This is a genomic window from Providencia sp. AGC89 (assembly GCF_053543535.1).
Map to the genome: position 1 here is coordinate 1 of NZ_JBIXLP010000083.1, position 18434 is coordinate 18434.

14 protein-coding genes and 1 tRNA gene are annotated in these 18434 nt (G+C 39.2%); 3 read left to right on the plus strand and 12 right to left on the minus strand.

Annotated features, from left to right (window positions below):
• From hutU to hutI, 3 genes are all read right to left on the minus strand, one after another.
• Positions 1-1392: urocanate hydratase (hutU, locus tag ACIPUA_RS17585; protein ID WP_449059927.1), on the minus strand; the 1392-nt coding region annotated here is incomplete at its 3' end.
• A gap of 327 nt (positions 1393-1719) precedes the next feature.
• Positions 1720-2451, minus strand: coding sequence for a histidine utilization repressor (gene hutC, locus ACIPUA_RS17590; RefSeq protein WP_370661201.1), 732 nt, complete (start codon positions 2449-2451; stop codon positions 1720-1722).
• 303 nt (positions 2452-2754) lie between these two features.
• Positions 2755-3993 (minus strand): imidazolonepropionase, encoded by a 1239-nt coding sequence (gene hutI, locus ACIPUA_RS17595; protein ID WP_449059928.1) that lies wholly within the window; start codon positions 3991-3993, stop codon positions 2755-2757.
• Positions 3994-4217: 224 nt separating this feature from the next.
• Here hutI and smrB point away from each other — a divergent pair, with 224 nt between their 5' ends.
• A complete protein-coding gene (gene smrB / locus ACIPUA_RS17600) occupies positions 4218-4760 on the plus strand; it encodes an endonuclease SmrB (protein ID WP_048607547.1) in 543 nt (180 codons plus the stop codon).
• Between the two features lie 16 nt (positions 4761-4776).
• Here the strand turns inward: smrB and sixA are convergent, their stop codons facing one another.
• The 4 genes from sixA to ACIPUA_RS17620 form a co-directional block, all read right to left on the minus strand.
• Positions 4777-5259: a phosphohistidine phosphatase SixA gene (sixA, locus tag ACIPUA_RS17605; protein ID WP_048607549.1), complete on the minus strand. Its 483-nt coding sequence runs from the start codon at positions 5257-5259 to the stop codon at positions 4777-4779.
• 470 nt (positions 5260-5729) lie between these two features.
• A complete protein-coding gene (gene fadJ, locus ACIPUA_RS17610) occupies positions 5730-7919 on the minus strand; it encodes a fatty acid oxidation complex subunit alpha FadJ (protein WP_071548198.1) in 2190 nt (729 codons plus the stop codon).
• Complete coding sequence (gene fadI / locus ACIPUA_RS17615) at positions 7919-9238, minus strand: acetyl-CoA C-acyltransferase FadI (RefSeq protein WP_449059929.1); 1320 nt, start codon at positions 9236-9238, stop codon at positions 7919-7921. The genes fadJ and fadI overlap by 1 nt, the downstream gene beginning before the upstream one ends.
• Positions 9239-9506: 268 nt before the next feature.
• Complete coding sequence (locus ACIPUA_RS17620) at positions 9507-9803, minus strand: YfcZ/YiiS family protein (RefSeq protein WP_080750863.1); 297 nt, start codon at positions 9801-9803, stop codon at positions 9507-9509.
• Positions 9804-10155: 352 nt separating this feature from the next.
• Here ACIPUA_RS17620 and fadL point away from each other — a divergent pair, with 352 nt between their 5' ends.
• A complete protein-coding gene (gene fadL / locus ACIPUA_RS17625; RefSeq protein ID WP_042844549.1) occupies positions 10156-11475 on the plus strand; it encodes a long-chain fatty acid transporter FadL in 1320 nt (439 codons plus the stop codon).
• A gap of 565 nt (positions 11476-12040) precedes the next feature.
• Here the strand turns inward: fadL and mlaA are convergent.
• The gene (gene mlaA / locus ACIPUA_RS17630; RefSeq protein WP_042844550.1) at positions 12041-12793 is read right to left on the minus strand and encodes a phospholipid-binding lipoprotein MlaA; all 753 of its coding nucleotides are present in this window, start codon (positions 12791-12793) and stop codon (positions 12041-12043) included.
• A 777-nt stretch (positions 12794-13570) separates the two neighbouring features.
• Here mlaA and ACIPUA_RS17635 point away from each other — a divergent pair.
• Positions 13571-13645: transfer RNA gene (locus ACIPUA_RS17635), tRNA-Arg, on the plus strand.
• Positions 13646-13776: 131 nt separating this feature from the next.
• Here the strand turns inward: ACIPUA_RS17635 and ACIPUA_RS17640 are convergent.
• From ACIPUA_RS17640 to ACIPUA_RS17655, 4 genes are all read right to left on the minus strand, one after another.
• On the minus strand, positions 13777-14202 hold the full coding sequence (locus tag ACIPUA_RS17640) for a GNAT family N-acetyltransferase (protein ID WP_187550174.1): 426 nt from the start codon (positions 14200-14202) through the stop codon (positions 13777-13779).
• A 117-nt stretch (positions 14203-14319) separates the two neighbouring features.
• Positions 14320-14853: an MltR family transcriptional regulator gene (locus ACIPUA_RS17645; protein WP_042844554.1), complete on the minus strand. Its 534-nt coding sequence runs from the start codon at positions 14851-14853 to the stop codon at positions 14320-14322.
• A 95-nt stretch (positions 14854-14948) separates the two neighbouring features.
• Positions 14949-16109 carry a mannitol-1-phosphate 5-dehydrogenase gene (locus ACIPUA_RS17650; RefSeq protein ID WP_042844555.1) on the minus strand — a complete coding sequence of 387 codons (1161 nt, stop codon included), beginning with the start codon at positions 16107-16109 and terminating at the stop codon, positions 14949-14951.
• A 12-nt stretch (positions 16110-16121) separates the two neighbouring features.
• On the minus strand, positions 16122-18071 hold the full coding sequence (locus tag ACIPUA_RS17655; RefSeq protein ID WP_449059930.1) for a PTS mannitol transporter subunit IICBA: 1950 nt from the start codon (positions 18069-18071) through the stop codon (positions 16122-16124).
• Positions 18072-18434 lie beyond the last annotated feature (363 nt).

Consider the following 18434-nt stretch of genomic DNA (forward strand, 5'->3'; position numbering starts at 1 on the left):
GCCGTCTTTCATCGCTTCTGTTTCACGGTTTGGGCTAGCAACTGAGCCAGAATCTAAATGATCACGACCAATAACAATTGGGGCGGAAACCTCACCACTTCTGACCATCTCATTAAAGGCTAAGCCTAATTTAGCTCTGTCCCCTAAACCAACCCAACAAATACGCGCCGGTAACCCTTGAAAGCTGATCCGCTCACGTGCCATATCCAACCAACGATGTAAGTGCTTATCATCAGGTAATAATTGTTTAACTTTAGCATCAGTTTTGTAGATATCTTCGGGATCTCCTGATAACGCAACCCAACGGAATGGGCCAACGCCACGACAAAATAGAGGGCGAATATAGGCAGGAACAAAACCAGGGAAATCAAAGGCATCTTTCACCCCCATTTCCAGCGCCATTTGGCGAATATTATTGCCATAATCAAATGTGGGTATACCTTGTTTCTTGAATGCCAACATGGCTTTAACGTGTTCTGCCATGGATTTCTTTGCCGCTAAGGCAGTGGCTTGTGGCTCTTTGACACTGAGTTCTCGGTATTTTTCCCAACTCATGCCAATGGGTAAATAACCATTGAGTGGGTCATGGGCACTGGTTTGGTCGGTAACCATGTCTGGCTTCACACCACGTTTAACTAATTCAGGTAAAATTTCAGCAGCATTTGCACACAGTGCAATAGAAATGGCTTTGCCTTCTGAGGTATATTTTTTAAGACGTGCTAATGCATCATCGAGATCAGTGGCTTGTTCGTCGACATAATGCGTTCTTAGGCGAAAATCAATGCGGCTTTGTTGACATTCAATATTCAGTGAACAAGCCCCTGCAAGTGTTGCGGCTAATGGCTGAGCGCCCCCCATTCCACCTAACCCCGCCGTTAATACCCAACGACCAGTTAAGTCACCATTAAAATGCTGACGAGCAGCTTCAACGAATGTTTCATAAGTACCTTGGACAATCCCTTGGCTGCCGATATAAATCCAACTTCCTGCGGTCATTTGCCCATACATCGCCAAACCTTTGGCATCCAGTTCGTTGAAATGCTCCCAATTGGCCCAATGAGGCACAAGATTCGAATTAGCAATTAAAACGCGTGGAGCATTAGCGTGAGTTTTAAACACCCCGACAGGTTTACCGGACTGAACAAGTAAAGTTTCATCGTTTTCGAGTTGTTTCAAAGATTCAATGATTTGGTCATAACATTGCCAATTACGTGCCGCACGACCAATACCACCATATACAACTAATTCATGGGGATTTTCTGCAACATCGGGGTCAAGGTTATTCATTAACATACGTAGTGGCGCTTCCGTCAGCCAGCTTTTTGCACTCAATGAATTACCACGCGGCGCCCTAATTTCGATATTTCTATATTTATTATTAAGTGCTGTCACTTGTATACCCTCTATTTATCGATTCATTGGATACTCACTCTATCTTTCTATAGATATAGTTGTATATACATGTACGATCAATCAATTTTTTAACATAAAAATTAAATTATTTTTATATAAAAAAGAGGGTTTTCATTAAAAAACAACAAGATAATTATCTTATGTATTTATTGTTCTATACTTTTTTATTCTAAATTTGCCTATGAGATCACATTAAATTCACAATAATTTTACATGAAAAAAACAAAAAAAACGTGATGGAGAGAGTGTGTAAGGCGCAAAGCGGAAATTTGTATTAATACAACCCCGCCTATTTTTTAATGAAAACTAAGAGGAAAAACTGCCTTTGAGTTTATAACGATGACCGGGGAACAATAATTTTGTACTGGTGACTATAAATGACTGAGACCAAGTACGACGAGTAATCAGCAAGCAGGATGCACCTACATTAATTTGCAATAACCTTGCAGCCCGCTCATCTGCCTCGATCGCTTCCACAATATGCTCACCTTGGGTCAATGGTGCGACCTGAGATAAATAATCATGGGGAGTAATAGATAAAAAGTTTTGCTGTAAGTAATCAGGCGCCGCTAGAGCATTAACATACCTATCTTCGATTTGAACAGGGACATCATTTTCTAAATGTACAATGATAGAATGAAAAACAGGGGCTCCTAGACTAATATTAAGTTCACTCGCCAATGCTGATGACGCTTGTATTTCTTCAAGCTTAATTATACGGCAACTATATTTATGATCCCTCGCAAGGATCTCCGCTTCTATGCTGTGTATTTCGAATAATGCGGATTGCCCCTTAGGCTCTGCAACAAAAGTCCCAACGCCTTGCAAGCGAACTAATAACCCTTCAGCTGTTAATTCACGGACAGCACGGTTTGCTGTCATTCGGCTACATTGAAATTGGGAGACTAGCTCAGCTTCAGATGGAATACGGTCATTTGCCTGCCATTGTGCAGTGTGAATTTTCTCAATAATAGACTGCTTAACTTGCAAATATAAGGGAACTGGCGTTCCTGATTTATCTTTTTTATTGGCTGTCACAGTGTTTTCCAATTTAATCATTAAAATCTGAAGGATGTATAGGCTATTTTACGTCACAAAATGTAACTTTAGCTTAGTACTATCGGGCATTTTTTATCCTGACAGTCGTGAATAAAAGCATCACATTTAATACCCCATTAACGGTATAAATACGCGATGAGATTTTAATAACAACAAACAAAAATAATCATAGAGTTGCTATACATAATGAATACATACATTACATACAGCAACCAATATATTATTAATTATGGCTATTATTAGCTCAATTTAAATGATTTTTTATATTAATACTGACCAAGATTATGGATTACGGTGGGTAATTTCCCCTTCATATACTCGTAAATACAAGGGGTTACTGCCTTGCTCATATATCATTTCCACAGGTTCTTGCGCATTCCACACCACAAAATTGGCAATAAACCCCGGCGCTAATTGCCCATGAGTATCTTCTCGCCCTAACGCTTTTGCAGCATGGCGGGTCACGCCTGCCCAAATTTCTTCTGGTGTTAACTTAAATAACACAGCCGCCATATTCATAATCATACGTAATGATGCAAATGGGCTTGTTCCTGGGTTAAAATCGGTTGAAACAGCCATCGGAACTTGGTGTTCGCGTAATAATTCAATAGGTGGCAGTTTAGTTTCTCTTAGAAAATAAAAAGCACCTGGCAATAATACTGCAACTGTCCCGCTCGCTTTTAGCGCACGTATTCCTTCAAGATCTAAATATTCAATATGATCAACAGATAGACCATGGTAGCGAGCAACCAATTCGCTGCCACCTAAATTTGATAGTTGTTCAACATGGCCTTTTACTGGGATACCCAACTGCTGAGCGGCGGCAAATAACTTTTCACTTTGCTTAAGAGAAAAACCAACGCTTTCACAGAATACATCAACGGCATCAAATAGACCTTTTTTCCACAGCTCGGGCATGATTTTTTGACAAATTAATTCAATGTATTCATCAGACTGGCCTTTGTATTCTTCAGGCACAGTATGTGCAGATAACAATGTTGAACTCACTGAAATTGGATATTCCGCGGCTAAGCGCTTAGCAACTTTTAATTGTTTCTCTTCATTTTCATAATCAAGGCCATAGCCTGACTTCATTTCAATTGCCGTCACACCCTCGCGAATTAATGCTTCGAGCCTCGGTTTAGCACGGCAAAACAACGCGTCCTCACTCATTTTTCGTGTCTCACGGACAGTGGAGTTTATTCCACCTCCTTGAGCACTAATGGTTTCATAGGAAACGCCATTCATTCTTTGTTCCCATTCCGCGGCACGGTCACCACCAAAAACTAAATGAGTGTGGCAATCAATTAAACCAGGGGTAATTAACCTACCCTTAACATCAATAATTTGGCAGTCGTTAATTTCAGTATCTTTAGTAGGGACAATGGCAATAATTTGCTTATCACGAACAATTAAATCATGATTTTCGACTAGCCCATACGGTGCTGCTGATCCTGTACTCATTGTTGCAATGCGGCCATTACGCCAAACTATATCTTGCGGGAGAGTTTTAAATACCATTAGCTTTTCCTATTGTTGCCAACGTCGGTTTTATTCATTTCATTAATGAAAGTATAGATATGTATATACAATTAGACTAGCTACCCCCCTGTTGTCAATGCTTACTCGATAAAAGGTTATAAATTTGTTACATAACACCAATAATTTGCAATTGTCTCCATTGACCGAAAAAATGGGTTACACTAACGACCAGAAAGATTAATCGCCAAAATGTTATTAAAATTATGAAAAACAAATTTGGACTTGAAGATGAAGATATTCGTCTCTTTAAAGAAGCCATTAATGGCGCAAAAAAAATTCGTCAGGACCAAGTCCTACACGCGCCTATTCGAGCAAAAGTAACCCAACCCTCAAGTAAGAAGGTTATCCAAGAGCAAGTTGATGCTTCATTTTATTTTTCGGATGAATTTCAGCCTCAGCTACAAGAGGAAGGCCCAACCCGTTATTTAAGGCCAGATTCTAACCCTTATGAACTAAAAAAATTGCGGCGTGGTGACTACGTCCCTGAATTATTTTTAGACTTGCATGGCCTAACACAAATGGAAGCGAAACAAGAAATTGGCGCTTTGATTGCCGCCTGTAAACGTGAAAATGTTTATTGTGCTTGTATCATGCATGGTCATGGGAAACACGTTTTAAAACAACAAACACCATTATGGCTTGCACAGCACCCTGATATTATTGCTTTTCACCAAGCCCCTAAAGAATGGGGGGGAAATGCTGCTCTATTATTACTTATAGAAACGATGGAGAGCGCTCGTCGTTAAGCGCTCATATTATATTTTACTTTGCAAATAATAATTGCGATGGGCTCAACATCCATTCAACGTGACTTTTCTGGTGTGCCACATCAATTTCAATACAAGCAATAGTTGATGTGGTAAACATTGGTGGTTCTTTGTGTGGGCACAATTCAGACACCAAATAACCCACCAATGGCAAGTGAGAAACAACTAATATAGCATTGGCACCGAGCACCGCAAGATCACGGATATGATCAGCAACAAAAACGGCATTCCCTCCTGGTGTCAATTGCTCTAACACTTCAAATTTGCTTGGTATGTTAAGATGTTGGCTAACCACTTCACGTGTTTGCTCTGCCCTTAAATAAGGGCTCACCAATACACAATCAATTTTGACCCCTTGATTTTGTAACCACTGAGCCATTAAAACTGACTCATCTTTTCCCTTTTGTGTTAATGGGCGAGCAGCGTCGCTTGCTGCCTGTATCGCTGCATCGCCATGACGCATAATATAAACTTGCATAATCCACCATCTGAGTAGCCTACTTAATTAAAGTGACTATTCTTTTTGTTAAGGTAATTGTTGTAAAAATAACCATCAGTTGGGGTAAAGTGTGATTCTGCATGAAATGGCCAGCAAAGAAAATGATTTGGGTAGATTTTTGTTGATGTTTTATCTGAAAAATATGCATAAAAAAAAGTTATATCTTAAAAACAATCGGTTATAAATCACCTTATACTATCTCTACCACCCATTAGGTAATTAACACCTCTCACCTTATGCCCCCAAAAATAAACTTGCCTCTTTTAGCCTAACTTTTGTGATAAAGCCCATTGGAAAATAAAGGGTATGACATGCATAATAAAAAACCTGACACCAAGCAAAACGTATTAGTATCAGGTTTATATTATTATCTTATTAATTTTAAAAATATTTTTACACCACGGGGAAAGCCATAATTCAGTAATCGTTATCCCATCATGTAAGCGAAGCTACTTATCAGTGTTAACTGAGAAAAAAGTATGGTTTTTTTCAGCCATTTCACACAATAGCTCACAAGGTTGAAACTTCTCACCATGACGTGCGGCGAGAGAACGTAATGTTTCTACCGTTTTAGCGATACCTAAGCTATCCATATACCTAAATGGGCCACCAAAAAAAGGTGGGAAACCAATACCAAATACAGCCCCTACATCACCGTCACGTGCATTTCGAATGATATTTTCATCTAAGCAACGGGCCGCCTCATTGAGCATCATCATAACGCAACGCTGTGCAATATCCGCTTTACTCAATCGGCTGTTTGGCGTTACCCCTATTAGTGAATAAATGGTTTTATCCACTTGCCGTTTGCTGTTTTTTTTCCAAAACAACAGTTTGCTTGAAGAATGACCGTATTCATAAAACCCTTTGCTGTTTTTCTTACCTTTACGCCCGTCTTTGACAACTTTATCAAGTAAATCAGGTGCATTAAAACGCTCACCAAAGCGCTCGACTAAAATAGGTAAAATTTTGGTTCCGACATCAATACCGACCTCATCCAGCAAATTAAAAGGCCCCAAAGGGAAACCGAACTCAACCAAAGCGCGGTCGATTTGTTCAATAGACTCACCTTCAACAAGACATTGAGCTGCCTCACATAAATAAGGCGCTAAAATCCGGTTCACATAAAAACCGGCATCGTCCCCGACAACAATCGCCGTTTTACCTTGGCGTTTCGCAAAGGCAACCACTGTCGCTATGGTTGTTTCATCCGTCTGCTGGTGAGGGATCACTTCCACCAGCGGCATTTTATCGACTGGGCTAAAATAATGTAAACCAATAACCTTTTCAGGGTGTGCTGCATTAGCCGCAATTTGATGAATAGGTAATGATGATGTATTAGATGCAAAAATTGTTTGTTTGGCCGACATTTTTTCAACATCAGTAACCATTTTTCGCTTTAATGCTAAATCTTCGAAAACAGCTTCAATAATGATATCTGAGTTTTCAAGCCCTTGATAACTTAACGTCCCTGATATTTTAGCCATTACAGCCGCTCGTTCTCGTGCTAATAACCGCCGCTTAACTACCCTCTGAGTGAGTAGATCCCAGCTATAACGTAGTGCTTGGGCAACACCTTTCTCTGAAATATCTTTAATACGGACAGGTAATTTCCCCTGAAATGCACTAACGTAAGCTATCCCTCCCCCCATGAGGCCACCACCCAATACCCCCACTTTATTAATTGGCAATGGGTTGGCTTGTGCACCGGATTCATTTTTCAATGAAGTGACGGCAAAAAATAAACTACGCAATGCAGCCGACTCTGGTGTCATCACCAGTTCGCCGAAAGCTTTCGCCTCTTCTGCATACCCAGCTTTCAAGCCTTTATTCATCCCTGTTTTCACAACATGAATTATTTTTTCAGGTGCAGGATAATGGCCTTTTGTTTTACTTAATACTTTTTGCTTGGCATTTTGAAACACTTTATTACGCAGTAATCGGCTGCTTAATAACCGTTGTTGCCAATGAATAGCAGGACGTTTAATGCCCCCTTTTTTAACCATGTTAACCGCGACATCTAACAATATGGATTGCGGCACAACGTCATCCACTAACCCCATTTTTAGTGCTTGTTTTGCACCTAATTGCCGACCTGTTAGCATTAAATCCAAAGCATGTGGGATACCGATTAACCGAGGTAATCGTTGGGTTCCACCTGAGCCAGGCAATAGCCCTAATTGTACTTCAGGCACCCCTAGCTTGGTTTTACTATCATTCGAACAAACCCTAGCATGGCAAGCCAATGCAAGCTCTAACCCACCACCTAAACATGCACCATGAATAGCGGCAATAATAGGTAAAGGGTAATTATCAATTTTATCAAATAATGTATGGCCTTCCTTTGACAACTCGCTTGCTTGCGCTTTAGTTTCACAATTCGCAATCATGCTGATGTCCGCACCAGCAATAAAATTGTCTTTTTTCCCTGAGGTAATGACTAAACCTTTTAACCCCGAAGTGGATTGTGCTTTTTGTAAAATGGCAAGGAATTGTTCAGCAAATTCAGCTTTTAATGTATTGACCTTTTCTTCAGGCACATCAATGAAAATAACCCCAACATTTTCATTGTAAATTTCTAATTTAAACGCGGGTTGAATAGCCCCTATCGCCAATTCAGTAGTAGAATTTTGTGTCATTATTCCACCTCTAAGATCATTGCAGTACCTAAACCACCAGCCGCACATGCAGTGGTCAACCCAAAACCACCACCCCGTCTACGCAGCTCATTTAAAGTTTGCGTAACCATCCGCGCCCCTGTTGCCGCAAAAGGATGCCCATAAGCAATAGAGCCGCCCAACACATTAAATTTATCCATATCAATTTCACCAATTGCATTGCTCATTGCTAGTTTTTCTTGTGCAAACTTACGGCTACCAAACATTTGTATATTCGCCAGCGTTTGTGCAGCAAAAGCTTCATGCATATCAATCAAAGATAAATCTTGTAAAGACAGCCCTGCCCGTTTCAATGCAATGGGTGTGGCATAAGATGGGCCTAATAGCATGTCTTCCCATACATCAATTGCAGCAAAGGCATAACTGCGAATGTAACCTAAAGGGGTGTAACCTAGTGCTTTTGCTCGTGACTCTGTCATCATTAATACTGCTGCTGCGCCATCAGTCAGTGGTGTACTATTAGCCGCAGTGACACTGCCATGCTTACGGTCAAACGCAGGTTTTAGCTTAGCGTATGATGATAGAACTGAATTAGCGCGAACATTATTATCTTGTGAGTAGGCTTGTTTAAAAGGCGGCATATATGCCGTCATAACCTCATCATTTAAAGCACCATTTTCCCATGCTTTTGCCGCTAATAAATGCGAACGATGCGCGAGTTCATCCTGTTGTTCCCGACTGATATGATAGCTTTTAGCCATTTGTTCAGCAGTATCCCCCATGCGAAGCCCTGTGGAGTACTCTGCAACCCCCGGCGCAACAGGCCGTAGGTCTTTTAAGCGTAATTTTGCTATTAGTGACAGTTTTTGCCCAACAGATTTAGCTTTGCTTAATGCTAATAAGGTCGCTGCTAATTTTTTCGATACCCCGATAGGAAGAACAGAGGATGAGTCAGCACCACCAGCAACCCCAACAGAGATATCCCCTACCATCATACTTTGAGCTACATTAACGATCGCTTGAAAGCTTGTTGCGCAGGCACGAGATACACTATAAGCATCTGTTGAGACACTCATTCCCGTTCCAAGGACTATTTCCCTCGCAATATTAGGGGCTTCTGGCATTTGAACAACTTGCCCAAAAACAAGTTGTTCAATTAGGTTTTTATCTAAGTCACTACGCGCTAATAACTCGGCAACAACCGCTTTGCCTAAGTCAACAGCTGCAATCCCTTGATATGCGGTAGACTGCTTTGCAAATGGTAAGCGTAAACCACTCACAATGGCGATCCTTTCTTTTGTTGGATATGTTTTTTCACCATGGTGGGAATGTTGATTCATGGTCGCTCCTGCTAAAAGCAAAATGAAATATAGTTAGATTATTCACTACCGACCCAAAGAGGTCTGACCTGTAATGATTGTTAACATAATATTCACATTTATCAATGGCTATTGATAAAAAATGCGAGCAAACACGCAACTTAGAGTAAAAATAGGATGGAAAAGATGTGATAAAAAAAGACAAGATAAACCTTTTACCACACTGAATCTGCCTAAAGGCTATATTCTTGGTGATAAAAGGTCAATTAGGATAGATTCAAACGTTTGATTAACGAAGGCCTAACTGAAAAATCAGACTTTCTGCTTCGCAACTAAAAGTAAATTCAGCATTCAATTCAACGCCACCCTCTACCGCATTGATAGAATGGGTAATAACACAAGGGTCTGACTCAACAGATTTTGCTTTGTCTGTGAGTGTTTTCAACATGGACTCCGCTTCTCCCTGTGTAGCGAAAACATGCTGATACGATGCGGTACAGTCTTTGTTATCTAACACTGTTCCTACATCCACACAACAGCATGCTGCTGTCTCATCCGCGCTACAACGGTTAATCGCATCAGTCATTTTACTCTCCAAATAAACAAACTGTTAAGTTGCTATCATAACGCTTAAAAAGTGCTAAAAACTAGTGTGTATCAAAATATATCACTAAAAATTAAACATAAGTTTGATCTTACCCCGCGCTTGCTTGTTTATTACTCTTAATTGGTCATTTTATGTTGCCATTTTGTTAAATGTGTCGCATTTTTGCAAACGGAATCGAAATAAACACAAAACAAGCTTGCAACATATCAGGTGGTCAGACCTATACTCTAGTAACTGGTCTGATTTGTCATAGCGGCAAGGGACCCTACAATTCTGCGCTTCTTGCGATAGAAGTCGCTTTATTCAAATAAAACATAAGAGGGTTTTGGTCATGAGCCAGAAAAACCTGTTTTCTAGATCAGCTTTAGCAATAGCAGTGGCAATCGTCTCCTCCAACGCAGGTGCAGCTGGTTTTTTGCTTAATGAATATTCCACATCTGCACTGGGGCGCGCGTTTTCTGGGGCTGGTGCAATGGGCGACAACGCAAGTGAGGGAAGCCGTAACCCTGCAGCCATGATGTTGTTTGATCGCCCTTCTCTGTCTGTCGGTGCTGTATATATTGACCCAAGTGTTGATATTAAAGGTAAAGGCGGCTCACCATTGGGTAGCAATACGACAGCAAACGATATCGCACCGAGTGCTGTTGTACCGAATGCTCACTTTATTTTTCCAGTTAATGATAAATGGGCAGTTGGGACTTCAATGACCACTAACTTTGGTTTAGCAACTGATTTTAATAAAAACTATGCTGCGGGCCCTATTGGCGGTAAAACAGATCTAAAAACTGTTAACTTAAATTTAAGTGGCGCATACCGTGTTAATAACAATTTCAGTTTTGGCTTAGGTGTTAATGCAGTCTATGCTGATGCAGAAATCACTCGGCATGCGGGTGATTTAGGTGCTCTAGCACCAATTATTAGTCAAGGGCAATTACCGGCCTTTCCTGGCAGCACCACTATGGCAAAATTGACAGGTGATGATTGGGGTTATGGTTGGAATGCGGGTATCTTATACGAAATTAATGATGATAACCGCTTAAGTTTAAGCTACCGTTCTAAAGTTAAAGTTAAGTTTGAAGATGGAAAATTCTCAAATGATATTCCTAAAGGAATACCAGACCTATACGGTACGGGCGGCGAAAAAGTTAAAGGTAAATTAGACCTTAATCTACCTGACGTTTGGGAATTCTCAGGTTACCACAAAGTCGCACCTAAATGGGCTCTACACTATAGTGTAGCTTATACAGGCTGGAGTGAATTTAAAGAATTAACCGCCTACCAAAAAAGTGATGGTAGAGAGTTATTCCATAAACCAGAGCATTTTAAAGATGCATGGCGTTTAGCATTAGGTACTACTTATTTCTATGATGATAACTGGACATTCCGTACCGGTATCGCCTATGACCAGACACCTGTACGTTCAGAATACCGTTCAATTTCTATCCCAGACCAAGACCGCTACTGGTTAAGTGCTGGTACAACTTATGCATTCAATGAAAATGCCTCTGTCGATGTGGGGATTTCTTATATGCATGGTAAGAAAGTCAATATCAGTGAAAAATTGCTGGAACGACCTGGTTCCCCTGTTTATAACTTCAAATCTGAAGGTTCCGCTTGGTTATATGGTGTAAACTTTAACTACGCTTTCTAATTTATTAATTTTAGTGAGTATCAGCGGAAACATCCCTGATACTCACTTACCTCCCACACCTTCACTCCCTAATTAAAATTTCATCTTGACCTCAGCTGTCATTACATGTAAATTAATTGTTAAATAGGTTAGTTTCATTCTATTCATTTCGTCATCTACAATTAGCTTTCAAAACTTTACAAGTTTAAGATAAATCGCTTTATATATCATAAAATTAACAGTTACTCTCTGAATGTTCTTATTTGCAAGCACAACTTAAGTATGTATCTTATACTTACTCATACACACAAAATATGAGCTATTTCATCAAACTGTATTAATAATGCTATATCTTAACGCTAGTAATAGCTGTGAAAATACAAAGAGGCAACAATGACAAAAACGTAGGGGGTTTTTATGGGAACACTATTTACTATAGGCTTTATTGGTGTATTAGGGGTAATCGCCTTGATTGACACCGTCTCTCAACGAGGAAAGCAAGACAATGATTAGTTTTTTATTTATCACTCTCTAGTATCAAACGGATACAAGAGAGTGATAAACCTTCCATGACCATATCAATCTATTAGTCTATAGAATCGAGCTGGTCCTCAATTGCGGCTGCATTTGGGTTTTCTGTCGCATTCAATGCCCCACCACTCGATAAGAAATCGTTCCGTTGGAAATACGCTTCACGTAACATCAAGTACGGGTCCGAAGAATTTTTCAACAGCCCATCAGAATCCAACAATCTCGCTCGAGTTTCAATACCTTCAAGTGCCCACTTACCCGCCGACATCCAAAATGTCAGATAACTTAACATTGGGTATAAACTATCAGCAAGGTCACCACCTTGTTCTCTCGGTGTAGCACTACCATAGCCAGGCAGAACTACATATGGCCCATAACCTACATCATAATAACCTAATGTATTACCAAAGCGTTTAGGCTCTTCTTTTGCTAATTGCGGGTTAGCCATCGACGCGACGTCAATTAAGCCCCCCATCCCAAACACGGTGTTAAGGAAAAACCGGTTAAAATGTTTAAAACCTTGGGTGACTTCACCACGCAAGAAACTATTCAACATACTTGCGGGTTCTTCAAGGTTGACAAAAAAGTTAGTTAATCCATTACGAGCAGGCATTGGTACATAATCATTCCAAGCAACAGCAACCGGCCTTAAGACATAAGGGTCTAAGACGTTATAGTTGAAATTAAACATCGCTCGGTTAAAACCTTCTAATGGGTCTGAACGCTCATGAGTTTCTGGATCAATGTTACTTGCACAACCTGCAATTAACACTCCAGCCAGAAAGACGCCCGTCATGCGAAACTTCATAACACTTCTCCATTCCCTGCACCGTCCTGCTACGGCACTTTCCACTGTAATAATGAATACGATTATAGTAAGGCTAAAAAAGGGATTTTGTTAACCTTTTTGAGTGATTTGATTACTTAAATATAAATTATACCTTATTTAATCATCTTGTTATTATAAGAATATTGAACAATTAGTCCAAACTACAGATAAGCATTATTATATTTTATAGGGTAATCAAATTATTATATATAGAAATACGATTTATTACGCCTATCAATCGCATTATAAGTTAAAAAACATACTCAATATTTAGCTTCTGACCCCATTATATTTAATCGTCTTTTTACGACCAACCAAACCAATATTCATTAGTATAATTAATGCACCTAAGACAATTACTATATCAATATTATACCAATGGGACAGTGATTAGTGCATTTTTTATTCAGACAATAACTATTTGAGTTAAACCATATCATCTTGATTTATAAGACCGCGATTATAACTAACTACAATACATTCAATCTATGTTGAACACTAACCATAGCCACGATATTAGAGCTTGTATCTTTATTGAAAAACATTCAATTAATTCATTAGAAGCATCGAAAGAAATTTTGCTTGTATGCTGATATATAGAAAAGGCTAATCCGTAATCATAAACAGATAAAATTTAGCATGAAAATTGTACAAAAACGCCATTGTGTGCAATTAATTCAATTTATTATACGTAACGACTTGATTCAATTAGAAGTGAACAGTAAAATGCCAAACTCATCCAGTGACACGTCGAAAGTCCCCTTAGTTAAATGGATATAACGAGCCCCTCCTAAGGGCTAGTTGCAGGTTCGATTCCTGCAGGGGGCACCATAAACAAGAGCTCCCTCTTTACCGCAACCATAAAAAATCTATATTTACAGCAAGTTAACACTAACCTCAGTGAAATATAAAAAGGGTAAAGTGAGTTTGCATAGTTACATCAGATAGCCATTATAAGGGCACTAACTACTCAATTTAGCTTTAGTAAGATAATGCCTCTGCATACCTGATTCTGGGAAATCGGGGAGTGACATTTGTTTTACATAGCCAAGTTTTTCGTAAAATGGCAAGGCTTGGAAACTGAATGTATCAACTAAACCATGAAGGCAACCTACTTTTACAGCCTCTTGCTCAGCAGCGCACATCAACTTTCGGCCTAACCCTTCATTTCTTGCCTTTTCACTAACCCATAAAAAATCTATACAAAGCCAGTTAGCTTTAACCTCAGCAAGCAAACCGCCAACCATTACACCATCATTATCTTTAAAAAAAACGCCTAATGAACTAAAACGTTCTGGGTTTAAAAATTGGACATTAAAGCTGCGTAAACCATTAAGAAGTTCATCTTTATCTGCAGGAGTGACGTCATGCGTAACAACAATATTCATTTAATACATCCTAATAACCATTTAATAAAAGGATTATATAATCATATTAATTTCAATTGATAAATAATAAAATGTAGTATAGTAACTAAATAAATATGCGGATATTGATTCATTAGCTTAAAATACATCCGTTTCTATTATTTGAGTAATAAGTGCCGTCACTGATAATACAAGTGATGATTTAATCATTTGCTGAAAACGTTGCTTTTGTAATTCTATAAGCTGTGTATCAACCATATCTTCTGGTTGATCAAAGCGCATCATTTCAGGTAAAGGCCCCATGCAATGAAGCATTTTAATACTGCCTAAAATTTCATCATCAATATAATCTAAATTTAAATCACTTGATAATAATGACTGATTTAAAGCAAGAAATAACTCAATATCCTCATAGGTTTCTCGAGTAATTGCGCCTAAAGCAAATAATAACTTTAAACGAACAGATAGTTCACCTAATGGCCCACTCCCTGTTAAAAGAGGCTCAACTGCATATTTTACTGCATAATCATCCTTTCTAAACACTTTTAACATTAATTTATCAATAGCTTGTGTAATTAACGAAACAACCTCTTGAAAAAAAAGATGTACTTCAGGGCGCCCATTTAATCGCTCAAGAATTTGATTTTCAATGTTTTGTTTATTTTCCATAATAATTTTTTGTCACTTTACAGCTATACAGCTCGTTACTAATTTACTGATAGCTATAAAGTGAACGAACCTCAATAATTAATTTATTATCCGTAATATTACTGGTTACTCAACATCATTAATTGGTATTGAGAACAAATTTTTTCAACAACCTGTGGATATTGCGCTAATGCACAAAATTCAATAACTGCTTGGTAAACCCCGTTTTCATTGATACGTTTTGCCATCTCATTCGCTTGCGGGTCACTATCACACCTAAAATGTAATGCAGCAGCAATACCTATAATCAGATTTTTATTAGGTAATTGGTACTCAAGTGTACCTAATAGTGGCTTAACTAGCCTATCATTTGGACTCAGCTTACGTATTGGTTGACGCCCCACACGGTTAACATCATCTTTTAAATAAGGGTTTGCGAAACGAGTTAATATTTTATCAATATATTGGCAATGGGTTTCTTCATTAAAGCCATAACGTTGAATTAATACTTGCCCACTTTCTTCCATCGCAGATTTAACCACAGTATAAATCTTTGGTTCAGCAATCGCATCGCTAATTGTTTGACAACCATATAACTGCCCCAAATATGCGGTAATGGCGTGCCCTGTATTTAATGTAAATAACTTACGTTCGATAAACGCCATCAAATTATCAGTTAGCTCCATTCCATTAATGGTAGGGATCTCGCCAATAAACTGAGTTTGATCGACAATCCACTCACTAAAAGACTCAACAGTAACATCAAGGGGGTCATCATTAGCCGCCTCCATGGGTGGCACAATACGGTCAACAGCTGAATCCACAAAACCAATATGTCGTTCAACCCATTGGTGTAGTTTCTCTGGTAATTGTGCCAACACATGCTGTTTTAATTGACTACTTCCCCTAACCATATTTTCACAAGCAATAATGTTGAGTGGTTGGGTGTTCCCTAATTCTTCACGATAAATAATACCTTTCGCTAATGTCGAGGCTATTTTTTCAAGAACTTGGGGGCCTACTGCCGTTGTCACCATGTCAGCCATAGCAATAAATTCAATGGTTTTTGGATCATTACTATTAACAGCATGGACATGTTGAACTTTTTCAATACGATTTTCTTGCCCAACAATATGAACTTGATAAGATTGTCTGTGGGCTAATTGGTCAATTAGCGGCTGGTTAACATCGGTAAAAGTCACTTGTGAATTCGCATCCGCTAGTAGTTTGCCAATAAAGCCACGACCTATATTTCCTGCTCCAAAATGAATGACTTTCATTGCTATTCCCCCTTACGCTGCACTTTGAGATGCTAAAATTTCGAGCACTTCTTGAACATCTTGCGTTTCACATAAACGTTCAATAACACCCTCTTCATCAAGTGCGGAAGTGATTCGCGTGATCACTTCAATATGCTCATTATTTTGCGCGGCAATACCAATGACTAAACGAGCAACCTCATCAGGTTCTTCACCAAATTGCACCCCTTCAGGGTATTGGCAAATCACAATACCGGTTTTTAAAACACGATCTTTAGCTTCTATAGTGCCATGTGGCACCGCAATAGATTCACCAAGGTACGTTGAAGTTAATTTCTCTCTTGCTAACATGGCATCAATATAATCAGGCTCAACATATCCACCTTCAACTAACTTTTGCCCCGCAAAGCGAATGGCTTGCGTTTTATTTTCTGCTGTTAGGTTTAAATGAATATGTTTAGCACTTAAAGTAAATAAAGCATCTTCATGTTCAGCAATTTCATAAGATTCATCATTTGCTGCCATAATAGTCTGTTTAATTAAACTCCCATCATTGGCTGCCTTAGGATTTTTTTTAGCAATTAAATTCGTGACTAAATTATTATATGTTTGGCTATCTAAAAAGTTTGTTAAAGAAATGTGCATCGCATTGGGTGCAAATAATTTAGCCCTTTCTGTTAAGTCTTTATGAGTCACAACAATATCAACATTATCGGGTAAATCATTAATAGCCATATTCGTGACTGAGATATCCAATAAACCTGCATCCTGTACTTTTTTAGCTAATACACCAGCTCCCATAGCACTGGACCCCATCCCTGCATCACATGCTACGACGATATTACGCACTCCCATAAAATTAAGTGGTGCGTTTTGGTGACTAGAAACCTTTACTGGTGATTTTGATTGCGTTTTCATATCACGCATCTTTTTGGTTGCGTTATCAAGCTCATCTTCATCACCAACTCGGGTTCTTTTCAATAAAATGGCTGAAACTAGGAAAGAAACTACCGTAGCACTTGTAACCGATAGAATAACCCCAACTAATGATGATTTCGGTGTCATCAGTAGAACTGCAAATATAGACCCTGGTGAAGCAGGAGAAACTAAACCAGCATTAAAAAGGTTCATAACAAATACCCCTGTCATTCCACCTAGAATAACAGCAAGAATTAACCGAGGATTCATTAATACATATGGGAAGTAGATCTCATGAATTCCACCAAAAAAGTGGATTATTGCTGCCCCAGGTGCTGATTGTTTGGCATTTCCCTTACCAAAAAACATGTAAGCTAATAAAACACCTAGCCCGGGCCCTGGGTTTGCTTCAATTAAAAAGAAAATCGATGAGCCCGTTTCAGCCGCTTGTTGGATACCGAGCGGAGAGAAAATACCATGGTTGATTGCATTGTTTAGAAACAATATTTTTGCAGGCTCAACAAATATTGACGTAAGTGGTAGTAAATTGTTTTCTACCATTACATTCACACCCGCAGCTAATATTTTAGACAAGCCAGCCACTAATGGGCCAATAGCAAGATAGGCTAATATAGCTAGCAACATACCGATGATGCCAGAGGAAAAGTTATTCACCAGCATTTCAAAACCTGTTTTGACTTTTCCATCAACCCAGCGGTCAAAACGCTTAATTGCGAAACCACCTAATGGCCCCGCAATCATTGCCCCCATGAACATTGGCATATCCGCCCCAACCACCACTCCCATGGTAGTGATTGCACCGACAATCCCACCCCGCTCACCACCCACTAAACGCCCCCCGGTATAACCGATTAAAAGTGGCAATAAATAAGTGATCATTGGGCCAACAAGTTGAGCTAGTGTTTCATTAGGCCACCAGCCTGTAGGGATAAATAACGCTGTAATTAAACCCCAAGCGATAAAAGCACCAATATTAGGCATAACCATATTACTCAGGAAACGCCCAAAATTCTGTACCTTTAATTTGATATTTGATGTTACCATGATAGAACCCCGTGGTACGAGAATGATAAGGTCATAACGTTATCGCCAAATAACGTCAGTGATTTTTTCAACACTTTCACTCTAGCATGCCGTTTATCAGATGCGTACCACGCGGGCCCTCTGTGACCCTGATCACGCTTATACCCCCACCTCCCCCACATTTATAGTGATATTGATCACGCAAATCACATGTAGCTTAATTACACTGGCTATTTTTAACGCTAAAAACCAGAAATTTGTGATTTGCATCACACAACAAGAAAGCGTGTTTATTTTAAATTAGTGATCACCATCACTAAATATAACTAGATTGTGGTACACCCATCATTTTTTCAATCTGATAAATCTCCAGTTTGTAATAAA

Coding starts and splice junctions, on each gene's coding strand:
- fadJ (WP_071548198.1), bottom strand. CDS start 7,919: ATGACACAAAATTCTACTACTGAATTGGCGATAGGGGCTATTCAACCC.
- ACIPUA_RS17655 (WP_449059930.1), bottom strand. CDS start 18,071: ATGGTAACATCAAATATCAAATTAAAGGTACAGAATTTTGGGCGTTTC.
- ACIPUA_RS17640 (WP_187550174.1), bottom strand. CDS start 14,202: ATGAATATTGTTGTTACGCATGACGTCACTCCTGCAGATAAAGATGAA.
- smrB (WP_048607547.1), top strand. CDS start 4,218: ATGAAAAACAAATTTGGACTTGAAGATGAAGATATTCGTCTCTTTAAA.
- sixA (WP_048607549.1), bottom strand. CDS start 5,259: ATGCAAGTTTATATTATGCGTCATGGCGATGCAGCGATACAGGCAGCA.
- ACIPUA_RS17650 (WP_042844555.1), bottom strand. CDS start 16,109: ATGAAAGTCATTCATTTTGGAGCAGGAAATATAGGTCGTGGCTTTATT.
- mlaA (WP_042844550.1), bottom strand. CDS start 12,793: ATGAAGTTTCGCATGACGGGCGTCTTTCTGGCTGGAGTGTTAATTGCA.
- ACIPUA_RS17620 (WP_080750863.1), bottom strand. CDS start 9,803: ATGACTGATGCGATTAACCGTTGTAGCGCGGATGAGACAGCAGCATGC.
- fadL (WP_042844549.1), top strand. CDS start 10,156: ATGAGCCAGAAAAACCTGTTTTCTAGATCAGCTTTAGCAATAGCAGTG.
- fadI (WP_449059929.1), bottom strand. CDS start 9,238: ATGAATCAACATTCCCACCATGGTGAAAAAACATATCCAACAAAAGAA.
- hutI (WP_449059928.1), bottom strand. CDS start 3,993: ATGGTATTTAAAACTCTCCCGCAAGATATAGTTTGGCGTAATGGCCGC.